Raw genomic sequence first — 16,476 nt, forward strand, 5'->3', positions numbered from 1 at the left:
TTAATACTATATTTGGAAGACATTAGGATATTTTTACCTTTTTAATAATTTTCTAATTTATTCATTTTGACAAAGAGTATTGTTTGTTTTTTGGTAGCTGTTATAAGTCAGAATTCCTGGTCGCAAAATCAGGAACGTACTGTTATTAACGGAAAAATTACTTCAAATACAAATGATTTGGAAGGGGTGTATGTTGTAAATGCACAAACAGAAACAATGACAACGACCAATGCCTCCGGAGCTTTTTCAATTTTGGCTAAACCAGATGATGTACTTGTTTTTTCTTCTATTCAATTTAAGGAAAACAGGGTTTTGCTGACTTGTGAAAATTTTACTGATTTAAATTTTACAGTCAGAATGAATTTGGTTATGCATCAATTACAAGAAGTTGTAATTAAAAGATATGACAATATAAATGCTGTGGCTTTGGGAATTGTGCCTTCTGGACAGAAAAGTTATACTGAAGCCGAAAGAAAGCTTCGTACGGCTACAGCGCTCGATGCTACTGCAAATGCCGGAACGATGGCTGGCGGATCTATCTCGGCAGATCCGTTATTAAACTTTTTATCAGGCAGAACAGCAATGCTGAAAAAAGAAGTTGAAGTAGAAAAGAAAGAATTTTTCATGAAATTATTAGAAAGAATGTTTAGTCTGGAGCATTTTGTTGAGCGGTTAAAAATTCCGGCAGAATATGTAAAAGGCTTTGAATATTATGCTGTCGAAAATAAACAGTTTACGACTATCTTAAATTCTAAAAATAAAACTTCGACTGAATTTTTAATGGGCGAATTGGCTGTAAAATATAAAGAAATCATTGCAGGTGAAGGGAAATAATATTTTTTATATTGCCTTATTTTTGTTTTTTGCGCAGTTAAGTTTTGGGCAAAAAGCTTCTTCTAAAGAAATTTCAGGCCAAATTTTCGAAAAATCTACTTCGGTTACCAGTGTAAATATTATTAATAATGACACGCAGGTTTCGACTGTTTCTGATAATGACGGCAGGTTTTCTATTGTTGTGAAAGAAGGAGATGTTTTGGTTTTTTCGGCAGTAAATTTAGAGCCGCTTAAACGCAGGATTTCGGCAGAAGACATGAATTTGAGCCTTCTTGTAATTAAAATGGAGGCTAAAGAAATTGAATTAAAAGAGGTAGTTGTTAATGATAATTACGGAATTACGGCAGAGAACTTAGGAATTGTGCCCCGCGGACAAAAAACATATACACCAGCAGAACGAAAGGTTTATACAGCGACTTCAACATCTGTAGATAAAATCTTAAATGGGATTTCCGGTCGTACCGCAATGCTGAAAAAAGAGGTGAATGTCGAGAAAAAAGAAGCTCTTTTTAGAAAAATAGAATATCTTTTTGATGAGAATTATTATACCGAAAGATTGAAAATTCCGGCAGATGATATTAAAGGATTTCAATTATATTGTGTGGATGATGCCGATTTTGCCGTATCTTTGAATACAAAGAACAAAACAATGAGTATGTTTTTGATAACAGATTTAGCCCGAAAATATCTAATAATTCTCGAAAATGAAAAATAAACTAGGAGTATTCGTTGTTTGCTTATTTTGTCAAATAATGCTTGGACAAAACGGTACAAGAAAGTCGCTGCACGGTCAGGTTACGAACAAATCACTTGCTATAGAAAGTGGTTATGTAATGAATATTAATGCAAAATCCAGAACTTTTATAGGTCCGGGCGGATTGTTTGATATTTTGGCTCAGCCAAAAGATACGCTGCTTTTTACCGGTATAGCCTTTCAGTCTAAAAAAATTGTTTTAACAGAGAAAGACTGCTCGCAGATTCTTTTTTCTGTGTCTTTAGATTTGGTTAGTAATGAATTAAAAGAGGTTTTAGTTCGTAAAGATTTAAAAGTAAAATCACTTGACAGCAACACTCAGAAATATGTTGATATGCAGTTTGAAGATGACAGACAATCGACTGCAAAAAATACAGTAATGTATTCTGATCAAACGATTAAATACGGAACTGATTTTGTCCGAATTTTTAAAGATGTTAAAAAACTTCTTTCTAAAAATAATGAAAAAGAAGAAGTGATTTCAGATATTGCTTTTGTTGAATATTCTAAAGCAAATTTTAAACCCGATTTTTATACTAAAACACTGGGTTTAAAACCAGATGAAGTTGATTTGTTTTTGATGTTTTGTTCAAACGATCCAGAATCAAAAAGACATCTTAATGAAGATCAGAAATTTGAGCTGATTGATTTTTTAATCAACAAAAATGCCGAATTTAAAAAAGTGAATGCCGCTCAATAATGAAAAAAAAATGGTTTTATCCTTTACTGGGAATATTGTTCTTATCGCTTTCGGCTTTTGCATTTCATAAATTTTATGTAGGTGTTTTTCAGGTAGAATATGCTGCAGAAAAAAAGATGATTCAAATTACATCACGCATTTTTATTGATGATTTGAATAATGCAATGGAGAAAAAATACCATAAGAAAACCTTTGTAGGGACAGAAAAAGAAACACAGGCTGATCTTGATTTATTTAAAAAATATCTGGCAGAAAATTTTACTATTAAAATAAACGGACAAACAAAACCTATTACTTTTTTGTCTAAAGAAGTTGAAGCCGGCGATGTACTGGTTTGTTATTCCAGAATAAAGGATATTGATAAATTTAAAACTATCGAAATTTCAAATACCATCCTGGTTGACTGGAATGGCGAACAGCAGAATATTACACATATTTCAGCATTTGGCACAAAAAGAAGTGTTCTTTTTACAGAATCTTCAACGAAAGAATTGTTAAAGTATTAATTAATAAGTCAAATTAATATTTTAATTATTATTTTCACAGCCTGACAAAATTACCATCAAAATTTTATGAAAAAAATTTCATTATTATTGCTTTTTCCTGCAATGTTAATCGCTCAGGAGAAAACTACTGCGCCTAGACAGCAAGGTAAATACGATACCAACAAATTCAGCCAGATGTATGATTTGCTGGCTACACCAAACATGTTCCGTACAGCATCTGGAGCACCTGGACCTGCTTATTACCAGCAGCAGGCCGATTATAAAATTGATGTTGAATTAGATGATAAAAATTCAAAATTAACAGGTGCAGAAACCATTACTTATTCTAACAATTCACCAGATACTTTAGAGTATTTATGGATTCAGTTAGATCAAAATCAGGCAAGAGCAAACGGACAGACTGTTTTAGCTGAAGGAGAAAAAATCAATCAGGTTTTACCACTTGAAGGTTTTTCAACAAAATATTTGAAAAAAGATTTAGAGCGCGGTTTTAATATTGAGCAGGTAAAAGATGCAAAAGGAAATCCAATGTCTTATACCATCAACGAAACTATGATGCGTATCAATCTGGCTTCACCTTTAAAACCGGGAGAAAAAATTTCATTTTCTATAAAATGGTGGTATAACATCAATAATTACAGAAAAGAAGGCGGACGTTCTGGTTATGAATTTTTTGAAAAAGACGGTAATAAATTATATGTAATTGCACAGTTCTACCCAAGAATGGCAGTCTACAATGATGTTGAAGGATGGCAGAATATGCAGTTCTGGGGAAGCGGAGAGTTTGCTCTTCCTTTCGGAAATTTTGATGTAAATATTACAGTTCCTGCAGATCACGTAATCGATGCAACAGGAGAATTAACAAACAGAAGCGAAGTTTTTACTGCAGAACAAGTTAAACGTTACGAGCAGGCTCAAAAATCATTTGACAAGCCAGTTGTAATCGTAACTCAGGCAGAAGCAGAAGCGGCTGAAAAAGGTTTTTCTGAAAAGAAAAAAACCTGGAAGTTCAGTGCTAAAAATGTTCGTGATTTCGGAATTGCTTCTTCTAGAAAATTTATCTACGATGCAATGGCTGTAAAAATTGGAAACAGAACGGTTATGGCTGAATCTGTTTATCCAAAAGAAGCAAACCCGCTTTGGGGAGAAACTTCTACATTGGTTGTAGCACATACTTTAAAAAGTTATTCTTCTCATACTTTCGATTATCCTTATCCAAAAGCGGTTTCAGTTTCTGCTGAAGATCAGGGAATGGAATATCCAATGATTTGCTGGAATTTTGGCCGTCCGGATGAAAACGGAGTAACGAGCAAAGAAGTTAAAAACGGAATGATTGGGGTTATTATCCACGAAGTTGGGCATACTTTCTTCCCAATGATTGTAAACTCTGATGAGCGTCAATGGACCTGGATGGATGAAGGTTTAAATTCATTCTTAGAATATCTGGCAGAGCAGGAGTGGGATCCAACTTTTCCATCAAGACGCGGACCCGCAAAAAATATTGTTCCTTACATGAGCGGTGATCAGAAGTTTTTAGAGCCAATTATGTCAAACTCTGAAACGATTCACCAATTTGGAAATAACGCTTACGGAAAACCAGCTACAGGTCTTAATATTTTGAGAGAAGTAGTTATGGGGAAAGATTTGTTTGATTATGCTTTTAAAACCTACGCAAACAGATGGAAATTTAAACATCCAACCCCGGAGGATTTCTTTAGAACTATGGAAGATGCATCTGCAGTAGATTTAGACTGGTTCTGGAGAGGATGGTTCTATTCAACTGATTTCGTAGATATCGGAATTAAAGATGTAAAACAATATTATGTTTCTGATACGCCGACTGCTGATATTAAAGATGTAAAAGTGAGAAAAGGACGTTTTGGATTCGAAAAAGGACCATTCGTGTATTTAGTTGCAGGGGATAATCCTGAAGTTAATGCTTCTAAGAAAAAAGAATTAAAAGTAGAAGATTTTAAGCCGCTGGCTGATTATGTTGACCAGACTTTTACTGCTGAAGAAAAAGCAAGTATTAAATCGCCTAAATATTTCTACGAAGTTGAATTCAATAAACCAGGCGGTATGATTATGCCAATTTTGGTTGAGATCACTTATGAAGATGGTACAAAAGATAATTACCAATATCCTGCGCAGATCTGGAGAAAAAGTAATGATACAGCTAAAAAAGTTTACGCAACTACAAAGGCTATAAAAAGTATTCAGATAGATCCAAAACTGCTTACGGCTGATATTGATGTAACAAATAATTCATGGCCAAAAGTTGAACAAAAATCAAAATTTGACTAAGAATAAACCTAAAAGACTCTGAAAAGAGTCTTTTTTTTTAAGTAAATTTTAAAACTGTGCGCTTCAAAATTTAATATCTTTGTGGACACACAAAAATAAAAGATATGTTTGGTATAGGAGGAGGAGAATTAGTATTCATATTGTTTATAGTACTAATGCTTTTTGGTTCAGATAAAGTGCCGGAAATTGCCCGTACAATGGGTAAGGCTATGGCGCAGTTAAAAAATGCGACCAATGATATTAAAAGTGAAATTCAAAAAGGAGCAGAGGCAAATGGCCTTGATGCAAGATCTTTGAATAATTTAACGGGTAATATCAATGCTGAAATTGAAAGCGCAAAATCTAATTTATTAGGCGATTCAACTAATTTGCTGGGTGATACCGCAACAGAAATTGATAAAGTAAAAGAGGATATCGATTCGCTTTCCGGACCTATAAAACGCCAAAGATAATATGCTTGAAAAAATAGAACAATTAGATATCAATCTATTGATATATCTGAACGGTTTAGGTTCTGAAACATACGATAAATTTTGGCTTTTTATTACCAACCAAGCATATTGGACGCCATTTTTCTTGTTGCTGTTTTATCTTATTTATAAAAAAATAGGAGGGAAACAAACGCTTTATATTCTGCTTTTTGTAGCAGTTTTAATAGCTTTTACAGATCAGACTTGTAATTTGTTCAAGCATACTTTTCAACGTTTACGCCCTTGTAATAATCCTGATATCAATACAATTATCAGAGTGGTTCAGACTAGACAATCTTTTAGCTTTTTCTCAGGACATGCGGCAAATACAATGGCAGTTGCAACCTTTTTATATTTGGTTTTAAAACGTTATTTTAAATATTTCGGGTTATTGTTTTTATGGCCTTTAATTTTTGCTTACAGCCGAATTTATTTAGGATTACATTATCCGGGAGATATTCTGGCAGGATATTTCTTTGGAGCTCTTTTTGGGTTCCTGATCTTTCTAGCATACCGAAGATTGAAACCGCAATATTTTCCAGGATAATTTAAGGTTTTGAGTTTTTAAGATACTAAGGCTCTAAGTTTTTTTAAAGAGCAAAATAAAAAAGGTTTTAGCTAAAATACACGGAGTATTTGGCTAAAACCTTTTTTATGTTTAAATCTCCTTTTTTCAGCTTTAGCTGGAAAAAATATATAAAATTAGATCCTTAGTACCTTAGCAGCTTAGTAACTTAGAACCTCAGCGTCTATAAAACTCTGCTTACCGTCAGCCCATCACGAATTGGCAGTAAAACCGTTTCTACTCTTGGATCATCTTTTAAAAGCTGATTGTATTCTAAAAGTACTTTTGTACTCGTATCATTTGGGTGAACAGGCTCAAGTATTTTACCGCTCCACAAAACATTATCAGATAAAATAATACCGCCTTTATTCATCTTTGGAACAATCATTTCCCAGTAATTGAGGTAATTTTCCTTATCTGCATCAATAAATACCAAATCAAATTTTACATCAATGGTTGGGATAATATCGACAGCTTCGCCTAAATGCTGAAAAATTTGTTTTCCCCAAGGCGATGCATCAAAATATTTTCTCTGAAAATCGACTAATTCTTCTTTAATGTCAATAGTGTGTAATTGTCCGTTTTCCTGCATTCCTTCGCATAGGCAAAGCGCTGCATAACCGGTATAAGTCCCGATTTCAAGAATATTAACCGGACGTATTAGTTTGGATAACATACTTAAAACACGACCCTGAAAATGTCCGCTCAACATTCGCGGCAAAAGTATTTTCTGGTACGTTTCTTTATTAAGTTTTGCTAATAATTCTGGTTCATTTTCAGAATGCTGTTCAATATAATCTTCTAATTCTTGTGATATAAAATGCATCTTGTAGTTGTTCTAATTGAATGCAAAAATACAAAAAATATCCGCTGGCTTTTTTGCATAAAAAAACCATTCGGTTTAAGAATGGCTTTTCGTTTTTAGTTTTAATTTGAAAGCTTATTTTTTCAAAGCTTCATTTACATCTTTTGCTGTTTTTACAGTTCCGTCTTTGGCAGCTTTAGCTGCATTTTCAACTTTTTCTGCACCTTTTTTAGTTGCGTCTTTTACATCAGCTGCGGTTTTCTTTGCTGCATTTTCAACATCTGTTGCTGCTTTTTTTGTAGCGTCTTTCACGTCAGTGGCAGCGTTTTGTGTAGCGTCTTTTGCTTTTGTGGCAGCACTTTCGGCTTTGCTTACAGCGCTGTCTTTTACTTCTTCAATATCTGTAGTTAATGAGTCTACTCTGTTTCCAAGAGTTAATTCTTCATCGGCAGGTTTAGTTTCTTTTTTCTCACAAGATTGAACCCCAAATGCTAATAATGCAACAACAGCTAAACTTAAAATTTGTTTTTTCATAATGAATGTCTTTTTTTAGGTTATAAAATTTAAAAGGTTATAAAGTGGAATAATAAAAATACAAATTTTAAAATAACGGCACCCTTTGTAAGATTATTTTTCTTTTGAGTGCAAGACAATTCTTGTGCCAAACTTTTTTAGTTTTAAAAAGTTGAAGTATTTTTTTTTGGTTGAAAATTGAGAAGTATTTGAAGTTGTGTTTTTTAGTCTTTGTACAGACTGAAATTGATTACGATATCATCTTTAACTTTTATTAAACCGGCCATTTTTACGGGCGGTTCCAGTTCTATATCAGAAAACTTTAAGCTGAGTGTTCCCTGAATTTTATCATCGGTATTGTATAAAATAAAGTCTTTGTATTTTAATGTTTTATCTGTGATATAAAAATTTAATCTGCATTTGTAGTTTTTTCCGCATGGTTTAATATCTGTAATAGAAACCGTGCTGTTTGGAAATTGTTTCACTTTTACAGTTCCCTGTAAATCTTTAGTCATTATTTTGTTGCCGCAATCAAAGTTCGACATTTTGATTTCGGTATTAAAAGTGTTCTTTTTAACTGAATTTACATAAACTGTATCCTTTGTAGAAAAGGTATTAGAGCAGTTGTATTTGCCAACAGTTGATACTCCGGTAATTTCTATCTTTATTTTGTTTATTACCACGGTTGTATCTTCTGGAAAAAAAGTGGGTTTAGCATTTCCTAAGAAAAAGAAAACTGCTAAACCCGTAATTAATATTTGAAATCTTGATTTCATTTTTTTTTATATTAGAATGCAATTGTTGCTTCGAATACTAAACCATTAAATTTACCGCCATAAAAGTTGTTTGGATTTCCAGCAGCAGGATCTCCTACAAATTGTGAGTAATCTTTATAGTTTTGGTTAACGTAGTTTAACTTAGCTAAAATGTTTTTAGTCATAAACCAGCCGGCACTTGCTTCAAATTTATCTACGGTAACCTTTTTAGCATCGGCATTAGATAATTTTCCAGATACTGTATTGTATTTACCTCCAAGGTAGAATTGTTCTGTTTTTCCAAATCTGTAAATAAGCTCAGAAGCATATTGATTGGCAGTACGTTTGTCGTCAGTACCAGCTTTGTCTCCACCTGAAGCTAATTCGATTGTTCCAAAGAATTCAAGTCCTTTATATTTCACAAAAGGGTTAATCATGTATGTGGTAGCCCAATTTTTGAAATTAGGGTTGAATGTTGCTTCTGGAGTAGATGTTTTACTGAAACTAGTAGGAACATCGGTAGTAGTTGTAGAAATAACATTACCATCAGCGTCGGTCTTAGTTATAGTATTTTTATAGGCGTTATTATTCAATATACCCCAATAACCAAATCCTGATCTATTAGCAGAATATATGTTTGCGTTACCAAGATTTGCATTATGATAATAAGAACCAGTTAATCTTATTCTTAAATCTTCATTAAGCTGTTTGTCATAACCCAATTTAGCTAAGATTGAAGGGCTGTGCGTTGTATTAGTGTTTGGCCCGGCAGTGTAAAAAACTTCTTCGTTACTTTGATTTAAATTACCGTTTGTAACACCTAACATACTTACCAATCCATTTCTGTTGTAGTAAACCTCCATACCCATTTCTGTAGTGAAAGAATACATGATGTTGTTTCCAACAAATGCATTTCTAATTGTATTACCATTATCAGAACCTCTAAAGTGAGCATCACCAAAATTGTTCTCCATTTGCCCAATTTTAATTGTAGCATATTTCATTACATCAGCCAGGAAGTCTTTTTTGATGAAGTCTAACTTGTCAATTTGCAGGTATCCGCCTTTTACATAAGAATCATTGTGGTGTCTAGAGGCTAAATAAATATCTAGATTTACTCGTACTCCGTCAAACAATTGAGCGCCAAGATACATATCAGCTCCAGGAAGCGTAAAATTGTTTTCAGTATTCATTAAACGATATCCGGTAATTGTTCTAACAGTAGTTCCTGAAGCTGTAGTAGTTGTAGTTGTAGAACCAGCGGGCTGATCGTTGAATGAATTTGTTGCTTGAAAATCCATATTAAAAGCACCACCAAGGTCAATACTTAGGCCTTTAAATTCTCTATTGTCTTTTTGTACGTCGAAAACGTTGATACCGTCTTTTCCTCTGGAAATTTGGTTTTGCATGTTTCCAAAACTAACTTGTGCATTAACAGCAAATGTGCTGATAAGGGTAATAAATAGGATATAAATCTTCTTCATGGCGGTTATAAATTAAAGTTTAAATTGAATTTTATAGTTAAATCTTGTCCGGTTTTAATGGTTCCAAGCATAGCAGTTGGAGATTTCATTCCAAAATCAGTAAAAGTGATTTTATTTGTTCCCTGAAGATTTAATCCATCTTTTGTAACAGTTGTTTTTACTGTTGTTTTGTAGACTTTGCTTACTCCGGCAATTGTATAAGTTCCGGTTAGTTCCCAAGTCGTTTCGTTTACTTTTTCGGCAGATTTTAAAACGTATTTAATGTTTTTGTTTTTATCTGTTTTTAAAGTCTCATACGCTACTTTATCCATGCTTTTTTTCTCGCTTTTTACACTTTCAGCTAAAAGTGTTACTGATAGAGATTCGATCTCAGTAAGCTTTGAATTGGCAATTGTTAAGTTTGCTGTTCCGGTTCCAGACGCTGATTTCATTTCCCAGTCATGAAGTGTTGAAGTTCCCGCAACAGAGAAAGTAGATTTAGAGTCTAAAGTGTATGATTTTTGTGCTGTAGCAATTGAAGTGATTCCAAAGAAAGCAATTACAGCTGCGATTAATTTTAGTTTATTGGTTTTCATTTTTGTCATGTTTATATTGTTAAAAATAAGTTAATGAGTAGGCCGTTTTCTTTTTAGTACTAAAGATGTTGTTTTAACTTGTATCAAAGATCTGCCTATAATTCAGTGTAATACATGATAAAAGTCATTGTTAAAATTTTATTAAATAAGTATTTAATAACTACAACGTTTTCTTTTTAAAGGAAATCGATCAACAAGAAAAAAAAGAGCATTTATTTTTACGAAATTGTTAGTTTTTGAAGTTTTCGGCCCAAATTGAATTGGGCCGAATAATTTTCTGTTTAGCTCAAAGTGATGTTGAAAATCACTGTTAGGTCTTTTCCGGCTTTCACCACTCCAAGAGCTGCTTTAGGAGGTGTCATTTCAAAATCACCAAAAGTGATTTGATTAGAACCCTGTAAAATAAAAGTGCCGTTTATAGATGTAATTTTTACCTGAGTCTGGTATTCCTTACTTACGCCGGCAATTGTGTAAACTCCTGTTAGATTCCAGGTTGTATCGTCTACTTTTACTGCAGATTTTAAAACGTATTGAATATTTTTATGTGTTTCTGTATCTAAAGCTTCGTAAGCAACCTGATCCATGCTTGATTTGTAGCTTTTTAAGCTTTCTGCCAATAATGTAATAGTCAGGCTGTTTATGCCGGCAAGTTTAGAATCTTTAACGGTTAGGTTTGCAATACCTGTTCCTTCTGTAGATCTCATTACCCAATCGTGTACGGTAGAAGTTCCGGCAACCTCAAAAGTTGATTTAGTATCTACTACAGTATAAGTTCTTTGTGCGTTTACTTGGAATGTCAGGGTTGTGAAAATAATTGCTGTTAGGATTGATTTAATTGTTTTCATTTTGATATGTATAGGTTAATTTTAATTTGGATAGTTCTAAAGTGGCTGCGAACTAACCTTATTTCTTAGACCAAATTTATCACGCACTCAAAGGATATGAAATGATAAAAATCATGGCAAAAGTTTTATTAAATTCTTATAGTTAAGAGTAAACAGAAAGAATAAACTTAGATTGAAGTCAGGTGTTAAATAGTTTTAGGTGCTAAATAATTGATTATTTGTGTATTATGTTGTTTGAGGAAGGAAAAGCAAAGAATATTGTTTCAATTCTTTCTTTGTTTTAAAGAAATAGAAATGTGTTACTGCAAGGTTTAAATTTGAATATTGCGGGTAAAACAAGGATATTTTCTCTCAGATTTTTTGGTTTTAGCCAAGAATGCATCTAAAAATCAAAAAAAATGACAAAAGTGATTAACTTTGCAGCATGCAAATTGAGAAAAAAGACATAAGAGCCTTATCAAAAGATCAGTTACGAGATTTTTTTGTTGCTAATAACGACAAAGCATTTCGAGGCAATCAGGTTTATGAATGGTTGTGGAGCAAAGGAGCACATAGCTTTGAGGATATGACGAATGTTGCCAAAACAACGCGTTCTATGCTCGAAGAAAATTTCGTTATCAACCATATTAAGGTAGATACCATGCAGCGCAGTAACGACGGAACAGTAAAAAATGCTGTGCGTCTGCATGACGGGTTAGTAGTAGAGTCAGTTTTAATTCCAACTGAGACCAGAACAACAGCTTGTGTTTCTAGTCAGGTTGGCTGTAGTTTAGACTGTAATTTCTGTGCTACTGCAAGATTAAAACGTATGCGAAATCTGGAACCGGGAGAAATTTACGACCAGATTATGGCCATCGATAAAGAAAGTCGTTTGTATCATAATCATCCCCTTTCTAATATTGTTTTTATGGGAATGGGCGAGCCTTTAATGAACTATAATAACGTCATTAAAGCAATCGATATGGTTACATCGGAAGAAGGTTTAGGAATGTCTCCAAAACGTATTACGCTTTCAACATCCGGAATTCCGAAAATGATTAAGAAAATGGCCGATGATGATGTGAAATTCAGATTGGCGGTTTCTCTTCATTCTGCGATTGATGAAACCCGTGCGAAGATTATGCCTTTCAGCAAAAACTTTCCTTTAAAAGATTTAAGAGAAGCATTGGAATATTGGTACAGAAAAACCAAAAGCAAAGTTTCGTACGAATATGTAGTTTGGAAAGGAATTAACGACGATAAAGCTTCTGTTGATGCTTTAGTGAAATTCTGTAAATATGTGCCGTGTAAAGTCAATTTAATTGAATACAACCCAATTGATGACGGAGAATTCCAGCAAGCCTCAGAAGAATCTATTCTGGCTTACATAAAAGCATTAGAAAATATTGGTGTTGTGGTAAAAGTGCGTCGCAGCCGAGGAAAAGATATCGATGCAGCCTGCGGACAATTAGCAAATAAAGAGGCTGAAGTATAATGCCTGCGGGATAAATATTCAGCTGGGAATATTTCGTTGGTAAAAAAATAATGACAGTATAAAAAATGTCCCATCTAGACATTTGAGTGATAATAAAAAAGCATTAAAAACGAGGGTGAATCTTGTTTTTAATGCTTTTTTTCTGGGCAAAAAGGGAACTATTTTTTCAAATCGATTTCTTCTGTTACGCCGTCTTTTGTTACAGAAGCCAGCGTATCACAATCTCCATTGCCATAATCAATAACAGCCGAAGCCCCGTTTTTAGTTACAGAAACAATTCCTTTTACAGCAAACGATTTTCTGCATGAAGCTTTAAATTCTAATGGCGTTGTAATTTCTGCTGAATAAGTATCTCCGTTTGGTAAAGTTGTAGTACCGCTTCCGGTAACTACAAATACATTATCTTCCCAATTAAACCAGGTGTTGTAACCCGCAGTCATTTCTTTTACAAGAGAACCTTTTCTACTGTAAACACTTCCATCGTCAAAAGTAATCGTTAAATCAATTGCAGCGGTTGAAACCGGATGTGCTTCTGCCAGTAAATCAGTTGATTTTACAGTTCGAATAATGCTTTTGCTTCCCTGCAGTTTTTTACCATTGTGGTAAAATCCTTCAAAAGTATAACTGATTGTTTGTGTAGAAGCCGAAAAATCATTAGAAAATGAAACCACCATTTTTCCTTTCACCGTATTTCCGTTGTCAAGCGTACAGCCTTCAACGCCAAAATCTACTGTTTTTGTAAAAGTATTATTCGTTAAAACTGTTGTAATAACAGCACAGCTGGGCAAAAAGTTTTTAATGTTTCCGGAAGGTTTATTATTAATATTAAGCTGAGAACTAAATTGATCTTCAGCAATATTAGTAACATCATCTATTGAGGCATCTATTTTAGCATTTGCAATAATCTCGTCGTTTGTAATTACTTTACTCGTTCCGTCATTTGTGTTTTCATCAGAATTACAGCTTGTAAATAGTGATAAAGCGATACATGTTCCAATTAATAAAAATTTTGTTTTCATAATAAATAGTTTTTTTTGGTTTTACTTTTAATTAATGAATTCAAATTAGTATTAGATTGAGGTGTTTTTGGATTGTTTTTTAAATTAGTATTGAAATTGTTGATATACTAACATAAAATAGACAACGTTTTTTTATTTAAAATAGTATATTTGGAATCGAAATGAATATTACTTCACAAATAAAACAGCCCATTATTGCCGAGATGGAACTTTTTGAAAAAAAGTTCCATGAATCGATGACCTCAAAGGTTGCGTTACTCAACAGGATTACCTATTATATTGTAAACAGAAAAGGAAAACAAATGCGTCCGATGTTTGTGTTTCTTACTGCAAAAATGGTTTCTGGCGGTACTGTAAACGAAAGAACCTATCGCGGGGCATCGGTTATTGAATTAATTCATACGGCAACTTTGGTTCACGACGACGTTGTAGACGATAGTAATCGCCGCCGCGGATTTTTCTCAATCAATGCGCTTTGGAAAAACAAAATTGCTGTTTTAGTTGGAGATTATCTTCTTTCAAAAGGATTACTGCTTTCTATTGATAACGGCGATTTTGATTTACTTCGAATCATTTCTGTAGCCGTTCGCGAAATGAGCGAAGGTGAATTGCTTCAAATAGAAAAAGCACGCAGACTTGACATTACAGAAGATGTTTACTACGAAATCATCAGAAAGAAAACCGCAACACTTATTGCTGCGTGTTGTGCACTTGGTGCAAAAGCTGTAATTGAAGATGATGTTCAGGTTGAGAATATGCGAATGTTTGGTGAACTTATAGGAATGGCGTTCCAGATCAAAGACGACTTATTTGATTACAGCGAAGAAGCCATTGGTAAACCAACCGGAATCGATATTAAAGAGCAAAAAATGACACTGCCTTTAATTCACGTTTTAAATACCTGCACACCGCAGGAAAAAAAGTGGTTGATAAACTCCATTAAAAACCATAACAAAGACAAAAAACGAGTAAAAGAAGTAATTGCCTTTGTAAAAAACAATAATGGTTTGGCTTACGCCGAAGAAAAAATGGTGCAGTTCCAGCAGGAAGCACTTTCTCTTTTAGAAAATTACCCGGATTCTGAATTCAAAGCAGCGCTTACCTTAATGGTAAACTATGTTATTGAAAGAAAAAAATAATTTTTTTTAAATTTATATCTCGATTAATGGATTATCTCCCAATATGGCTCAAATTGTAAATCATTAAAAGGAATACTGTGTATATTGGCTGTTTCTCCTTTTTTATAGATTCCATAACTAATTGTGTCCTGAATGGAGTTTATAAATTCCCAAGTTTCTGTTTTATCACGTTTTCCTTTCCCCCATGAACGAGTATTAAAAACAGTTCTTTTGGCATTTATTTTTTGAGATAAATTCTGAATTATTTCTGTACATTGTATTTCTAAATCCACTGCAATTCCAATTGTAATTAAGAAATTAAAGCTCATATTTTGATTACTGGACTTATTAAATGAAGAAATTTCATTCCAAATTGAAATATAAATATCTGGCGAATTATTTATTTTTTCACAAATAGTCCATATTGGTGTCCACGATGCAAAATGTCTAAATTTTTTGTCATCATTTGTTTTAATAACCCATTTTTGATGTGATTTATCATTCCATGTCAATCTTCCTAATTTTTCAACTGAAAAAAATTGGTCATCTTTATTTTTTTTTGAATATTCTAATACTCTTAGAGCAGTTTTGTCAAAATAATTTGAAAAGTTTAAAATTTTACTAAATGAAGGTTCGTAGATATTTTTCCAGTGCTCCTCTTTCCAAGGTTCGTTATCTTCATTTTCATTACCGAAAATAAGATAAAATTGAAATTGTCTTGCATTAAAGCTCATTGTTGTTTTTTTTAAAAATTATCTTACAAAAATATAAAATGTTTTATAAAGTAAAAATAACGAGATTTGTTTTTAAAGGTTATCTCTTCTGCTTACTGCGATTCTGAATTCAAAGCATCTATGTTATTGAAAGAAAAAAATAGTATTTATTAAGTTTAATATTCAAGTATATAAACAATTTTATTTGAGGTATCTAATAAAGAAAGTACAATTCCATCTCTTATAATTGACATAAATCGAGAAATTTCTGTAGCGGCCACAAGCATGTTTTGATTAATTTGATAATTGTTTTTTAAATTATAGTCGATATTAATTATAAACTCTTCAAGAATGGAAAGCGCCTCTTTTTTATCTAATAAAAAAGGATCGGTATTTTTGCCGTAATTTTCAGTTATGACTGATATATGCTTATGAACGCCAAATTTTTCATAGAAATATTTCGTGAAATTATAGCTGTAAAATGCTTCTGCATAGTATTCAGTATTTGAAAAATTATAGAAATTATTTTTTTCTAATTGTTGAAGGATGTTTTCTAAATAATCATCTACAGTTCTTTTCTCTTTTAAATAAGTATCTTTATTTTGAGTAAAGTCTTCTTCTAAAGCATTGTGTAATTCGTAAATTTTTTCATAATCATCAAAAACTGCCAAGTCACCCAGAAATTCATATTTGCCATTAATATATTTAAAGCCAAAAAAATTGTTTTCAGAATATTTGTATTCATTTTTACAAAAAAGACCATCTGTTGAAACTATATGAATATGATAATCTTCACCATTAACTAACGTTTTTGCCGTTAGAATAGGTTTGAAAAAAATACCTAATGATTTGTCAATGAAGACATTCTCAATGTCAGGATAAAGGTGGATATTTTCAGTCATAATTTAATTAAATTATTTTATAAAATTATAAATAAAAACTTACATTTTTATCATTCTTGTTTTAAAAATTAACTTTAGTTTAAAATTTTTTCCACCCTTCATGCAACCATTTTAGATCGACAATCGTCTATGCTGATAGA

Annotated in this window: 18 protein-coding genes; 9 read left to right on the top strand and 9 right to left on the bottom strand. The window is 32.7% G+C overall.

Annotation, left to right across the window (positions count from 1 at the left end):
- Positions 1-66 precede the first annotated feature (66 nt).
- The 7 genes from FJOH_RS09175 to FJOH_RS09205 all read left to right on the top strand — a co-directional run bounded on the left by FJOH_RS09175 (position 67) and on the right by FJOH_RS09205 (position 6,115).
- Positions 67-834, top strand: coding sequence for a carboxypeptidase-like regulatory domain-containing protein (locus FJOH_RS09175; protein WP_012023845.1), 768 nt, complete (start codon positions 67-69; stop codon positions 832-834).
- Positions 821-1,549 (top strand): carboxypeptidase-like regulatory domain-containing protein, encoded by a 729-nt coding sequence (locus tag FJOH_RS09180; protein WP_012023846.1) that lies wholly within the window; start codon positions 821-823, stop codon positions 1,547-1,549. Before FJOH_RS09175 ends, FJOH_RS09180 begins: the two co-directional genes overlap by 14 nt.
- Complete coding sequence (locus tag FJOH_RS09185; RefSeq protein ID WP_012023847.1) at positions 1,539-2,288, top strand: hypothetical protein; 750 nt, start codon at positions 1,539-1,541, stop codon at positions 2,286-2,288. The genes FJOH_RS09180 and FJOH_RS09185 overlap by 11 nt, the downstream gene beginning before the upstream one ends.
- A complete protein-coding gene (locus FJOH_RS09190; protein WP_012023848.1) occupies positions 2,288-2,794 on the top strand; it encodes a DUF6702 family protein in 507 nt (168 codons plus the stop codon). Before FJOH_RS09185 ends, FJOH_RS09190 begins: the two co-directional genes overlap by 1 nt.
- 66 nt (positions 2,795-2,860) lie before the next feature.
- The gene (locus tag FJOH_RS09195) at positions 2,861-5,098 is read left to right on the top strand and encodes a M1 family metallopeptidase (RefSeq protein WP_012023849.1); all 2,238 of its coding nucleotides are present in this window, start codon (positions 2,861-2,863) and stop codon (positions 5,096-5,098) included.
- 104 nt (positions 5,099-5,202) lie between these two features.
- A complete protein-coding gene (locus FJOH_RS09200; protein WP_012023850.1) occupies positions 5,203-5,550 on the top strand; it encodes a Sec-independent protein translocase subunit TatA/TatB in 348 nt (115 codons plus the stop codon).
- Between the two features lies 1 nt (position 5,551).
- A complete protein-coding gene (locus FJOH_RS09205; RefSeq protein ID WP_012023851.1) occupies positions 5,552-6,115 on the top strand; it encodes a phosphatase PAP2 family protein in 564 nt (187 codons plus the stop codon).
- A gap of 202 nt (positions 6,116-6,317) precedes the next feature.
- Here FJOH_RS09205 and FJOH_RS09210 read toward each other — a convergent pair whose 3' ends face one another.
- The 6 genes from FJOH_RS09210 to FJOH_RS09235 form a co-directional block, all read right to left on the bottom strand.
- Positions 6,318-6,959, bottom strand: coding sequence for an O-methyltransferase (locus FJOH_RS09210; RefSeq protein WP_012023852.1), 642 nt, complete (start codon positions 6,957-6,959; stop codon positions 6,318-6,320).
- A 114-nt stretch (positions 6,960-7,073) separates the two neighbouring features.
- Entirely contained in the window at positions 7,074-7,472 is a 399-nt protein-coding gene (locus FJOH_RS09215) for a hypothetical protein (protein ID WP_012023853.1), read from the bottom strand.
- A 203-nt stretch (positions 7,473-7,675) separates the two neighbouring features.
- Positions 7,676-8,227, bottom strand: a complete 552-nt coding sequence (locus FJOH_RS09220; RefSeq protein ID WP_012023854.1) for a YceI family protein — start codon at positions 8,225-8,227, stop codon at positions 7,676-7,678.
- 11 nt (positions 8,228-8,238) lie between these two features.
- On the bottom strand, positions 8,239-9,690 hold the full coding sequence (locus FJOH_RS09225; protein WP_012023855.1) for a hypothetical protein: 1,452 nt from the start codon (positions 9,688-9,690) through the stop codon (positions 8,239-8,241).
- 5 nt (positions 9,691-9,695) lie between these two features.
- Entirely contained in the window at positions 9,696-10,265 is a 570-nt protein-coding gene (locus FJOH_RS09230; protein WP_235023011.1) for a YceI family protein, read from the bottom strand.
- Positions 10,266-10,546: 281 nt separating this feature from the next.
- On the bottom strand, positions 10,547-11,110 hold the full coding sequence (locus FJOH_RS09235; protein WP_012023857.1) for a YceI family protein: 564 nt from the start codon (positions 11,108-11,110) through the stop codon (positions 10,547-10,549).
- Between the two features lie 424 nt (positions 11,111-11,534).
- On the opposite strand from FJOH_RS09235, the gene rlmN reads away from it, so the two are divergent.
- A complete protein-coding gene (gene rlmN, locus FJOH_RS09240) occupies positions 11,535-12,584 on the top strand; it encodes a 23S rRNA (adenine(2503)-C(2))-methyltransferase RlmN (RefSeq protein WP_012023858.1) in 1,050 nt (349 codons plus the stop codon).
- Positions 12,585-12,742: 158 nt separating this feature from the next.
- Here the strand turns inward: rlmN and FJOH_RS09245 are convergent, their stop codons facing one another.
- Entirely contained in the window at positions 12,743-13,603 is an 861-nt protein-coding gene (locus tag FJOH_RS09245) for a hypothetical protein (protein ID WP_012023859.1), read from the bottom strand.
- Between the two features lie 161 nt (positions 13,604-13,764).
- Between FJOH_RS09245 and FJOH_RS09250 the strand changes: the two genes are divergently transcribed.
- Complete coding sequence (locus FJOH_RS09250; RefSeq protein WP_012023860.1) at positions 13,765-14,742, top strand: polyprenyl synthetase family protein; 978 nt, start codon at positions 13,765-13,767, stop codon at positions 14,740-14,742.
- A gap of 23 nt (positions 14,743-14,765) precedes the next feature.
- Here FJOH_RS09250 and FJOH_RS09255 read toward each other — a convergent pair whose 3' ends face one another.
- Both FJOH_RS09255 and FJOH_RS09260 read right to left on the bottom strand, forming a co-directional pair.
- On the bottom strand, positions 14,766-15,455 hold the full coding sequence (locus FJOH_RS09255) for a hypothetical protein (protein ID WP_012023861.1): 690 nt from the start codon (positions 15,453-15,455) through the stop codon (positions 14,766-14,768).
- A gap of 155 nt (positions 15,456-15,610) precedes the next feature.
- Positions 15,611-16,336 (bottom strand): hypothetical protein, encoded by a 726-nt coding sequence (locus tag FJOH_RS09260; protein WP_012023862.1) that lies wholly within the window; start codon positions 16,334-16,336, stop codon positions 15,611-15,613.
- Between the last annotated feature and the right edge of the window lie 140 nt (positions 16,337-16,476).

It is taken from the genome of Flavobacterium johnsoniae UW101 (assembly GCF_000016645.1).
GTDB lineage: Bacteria > Bacteroidota > Bacteroidia > Flavobacteriales > Flavobacteriaceae > Flavobacterium > Flavobacterium johnsoniae.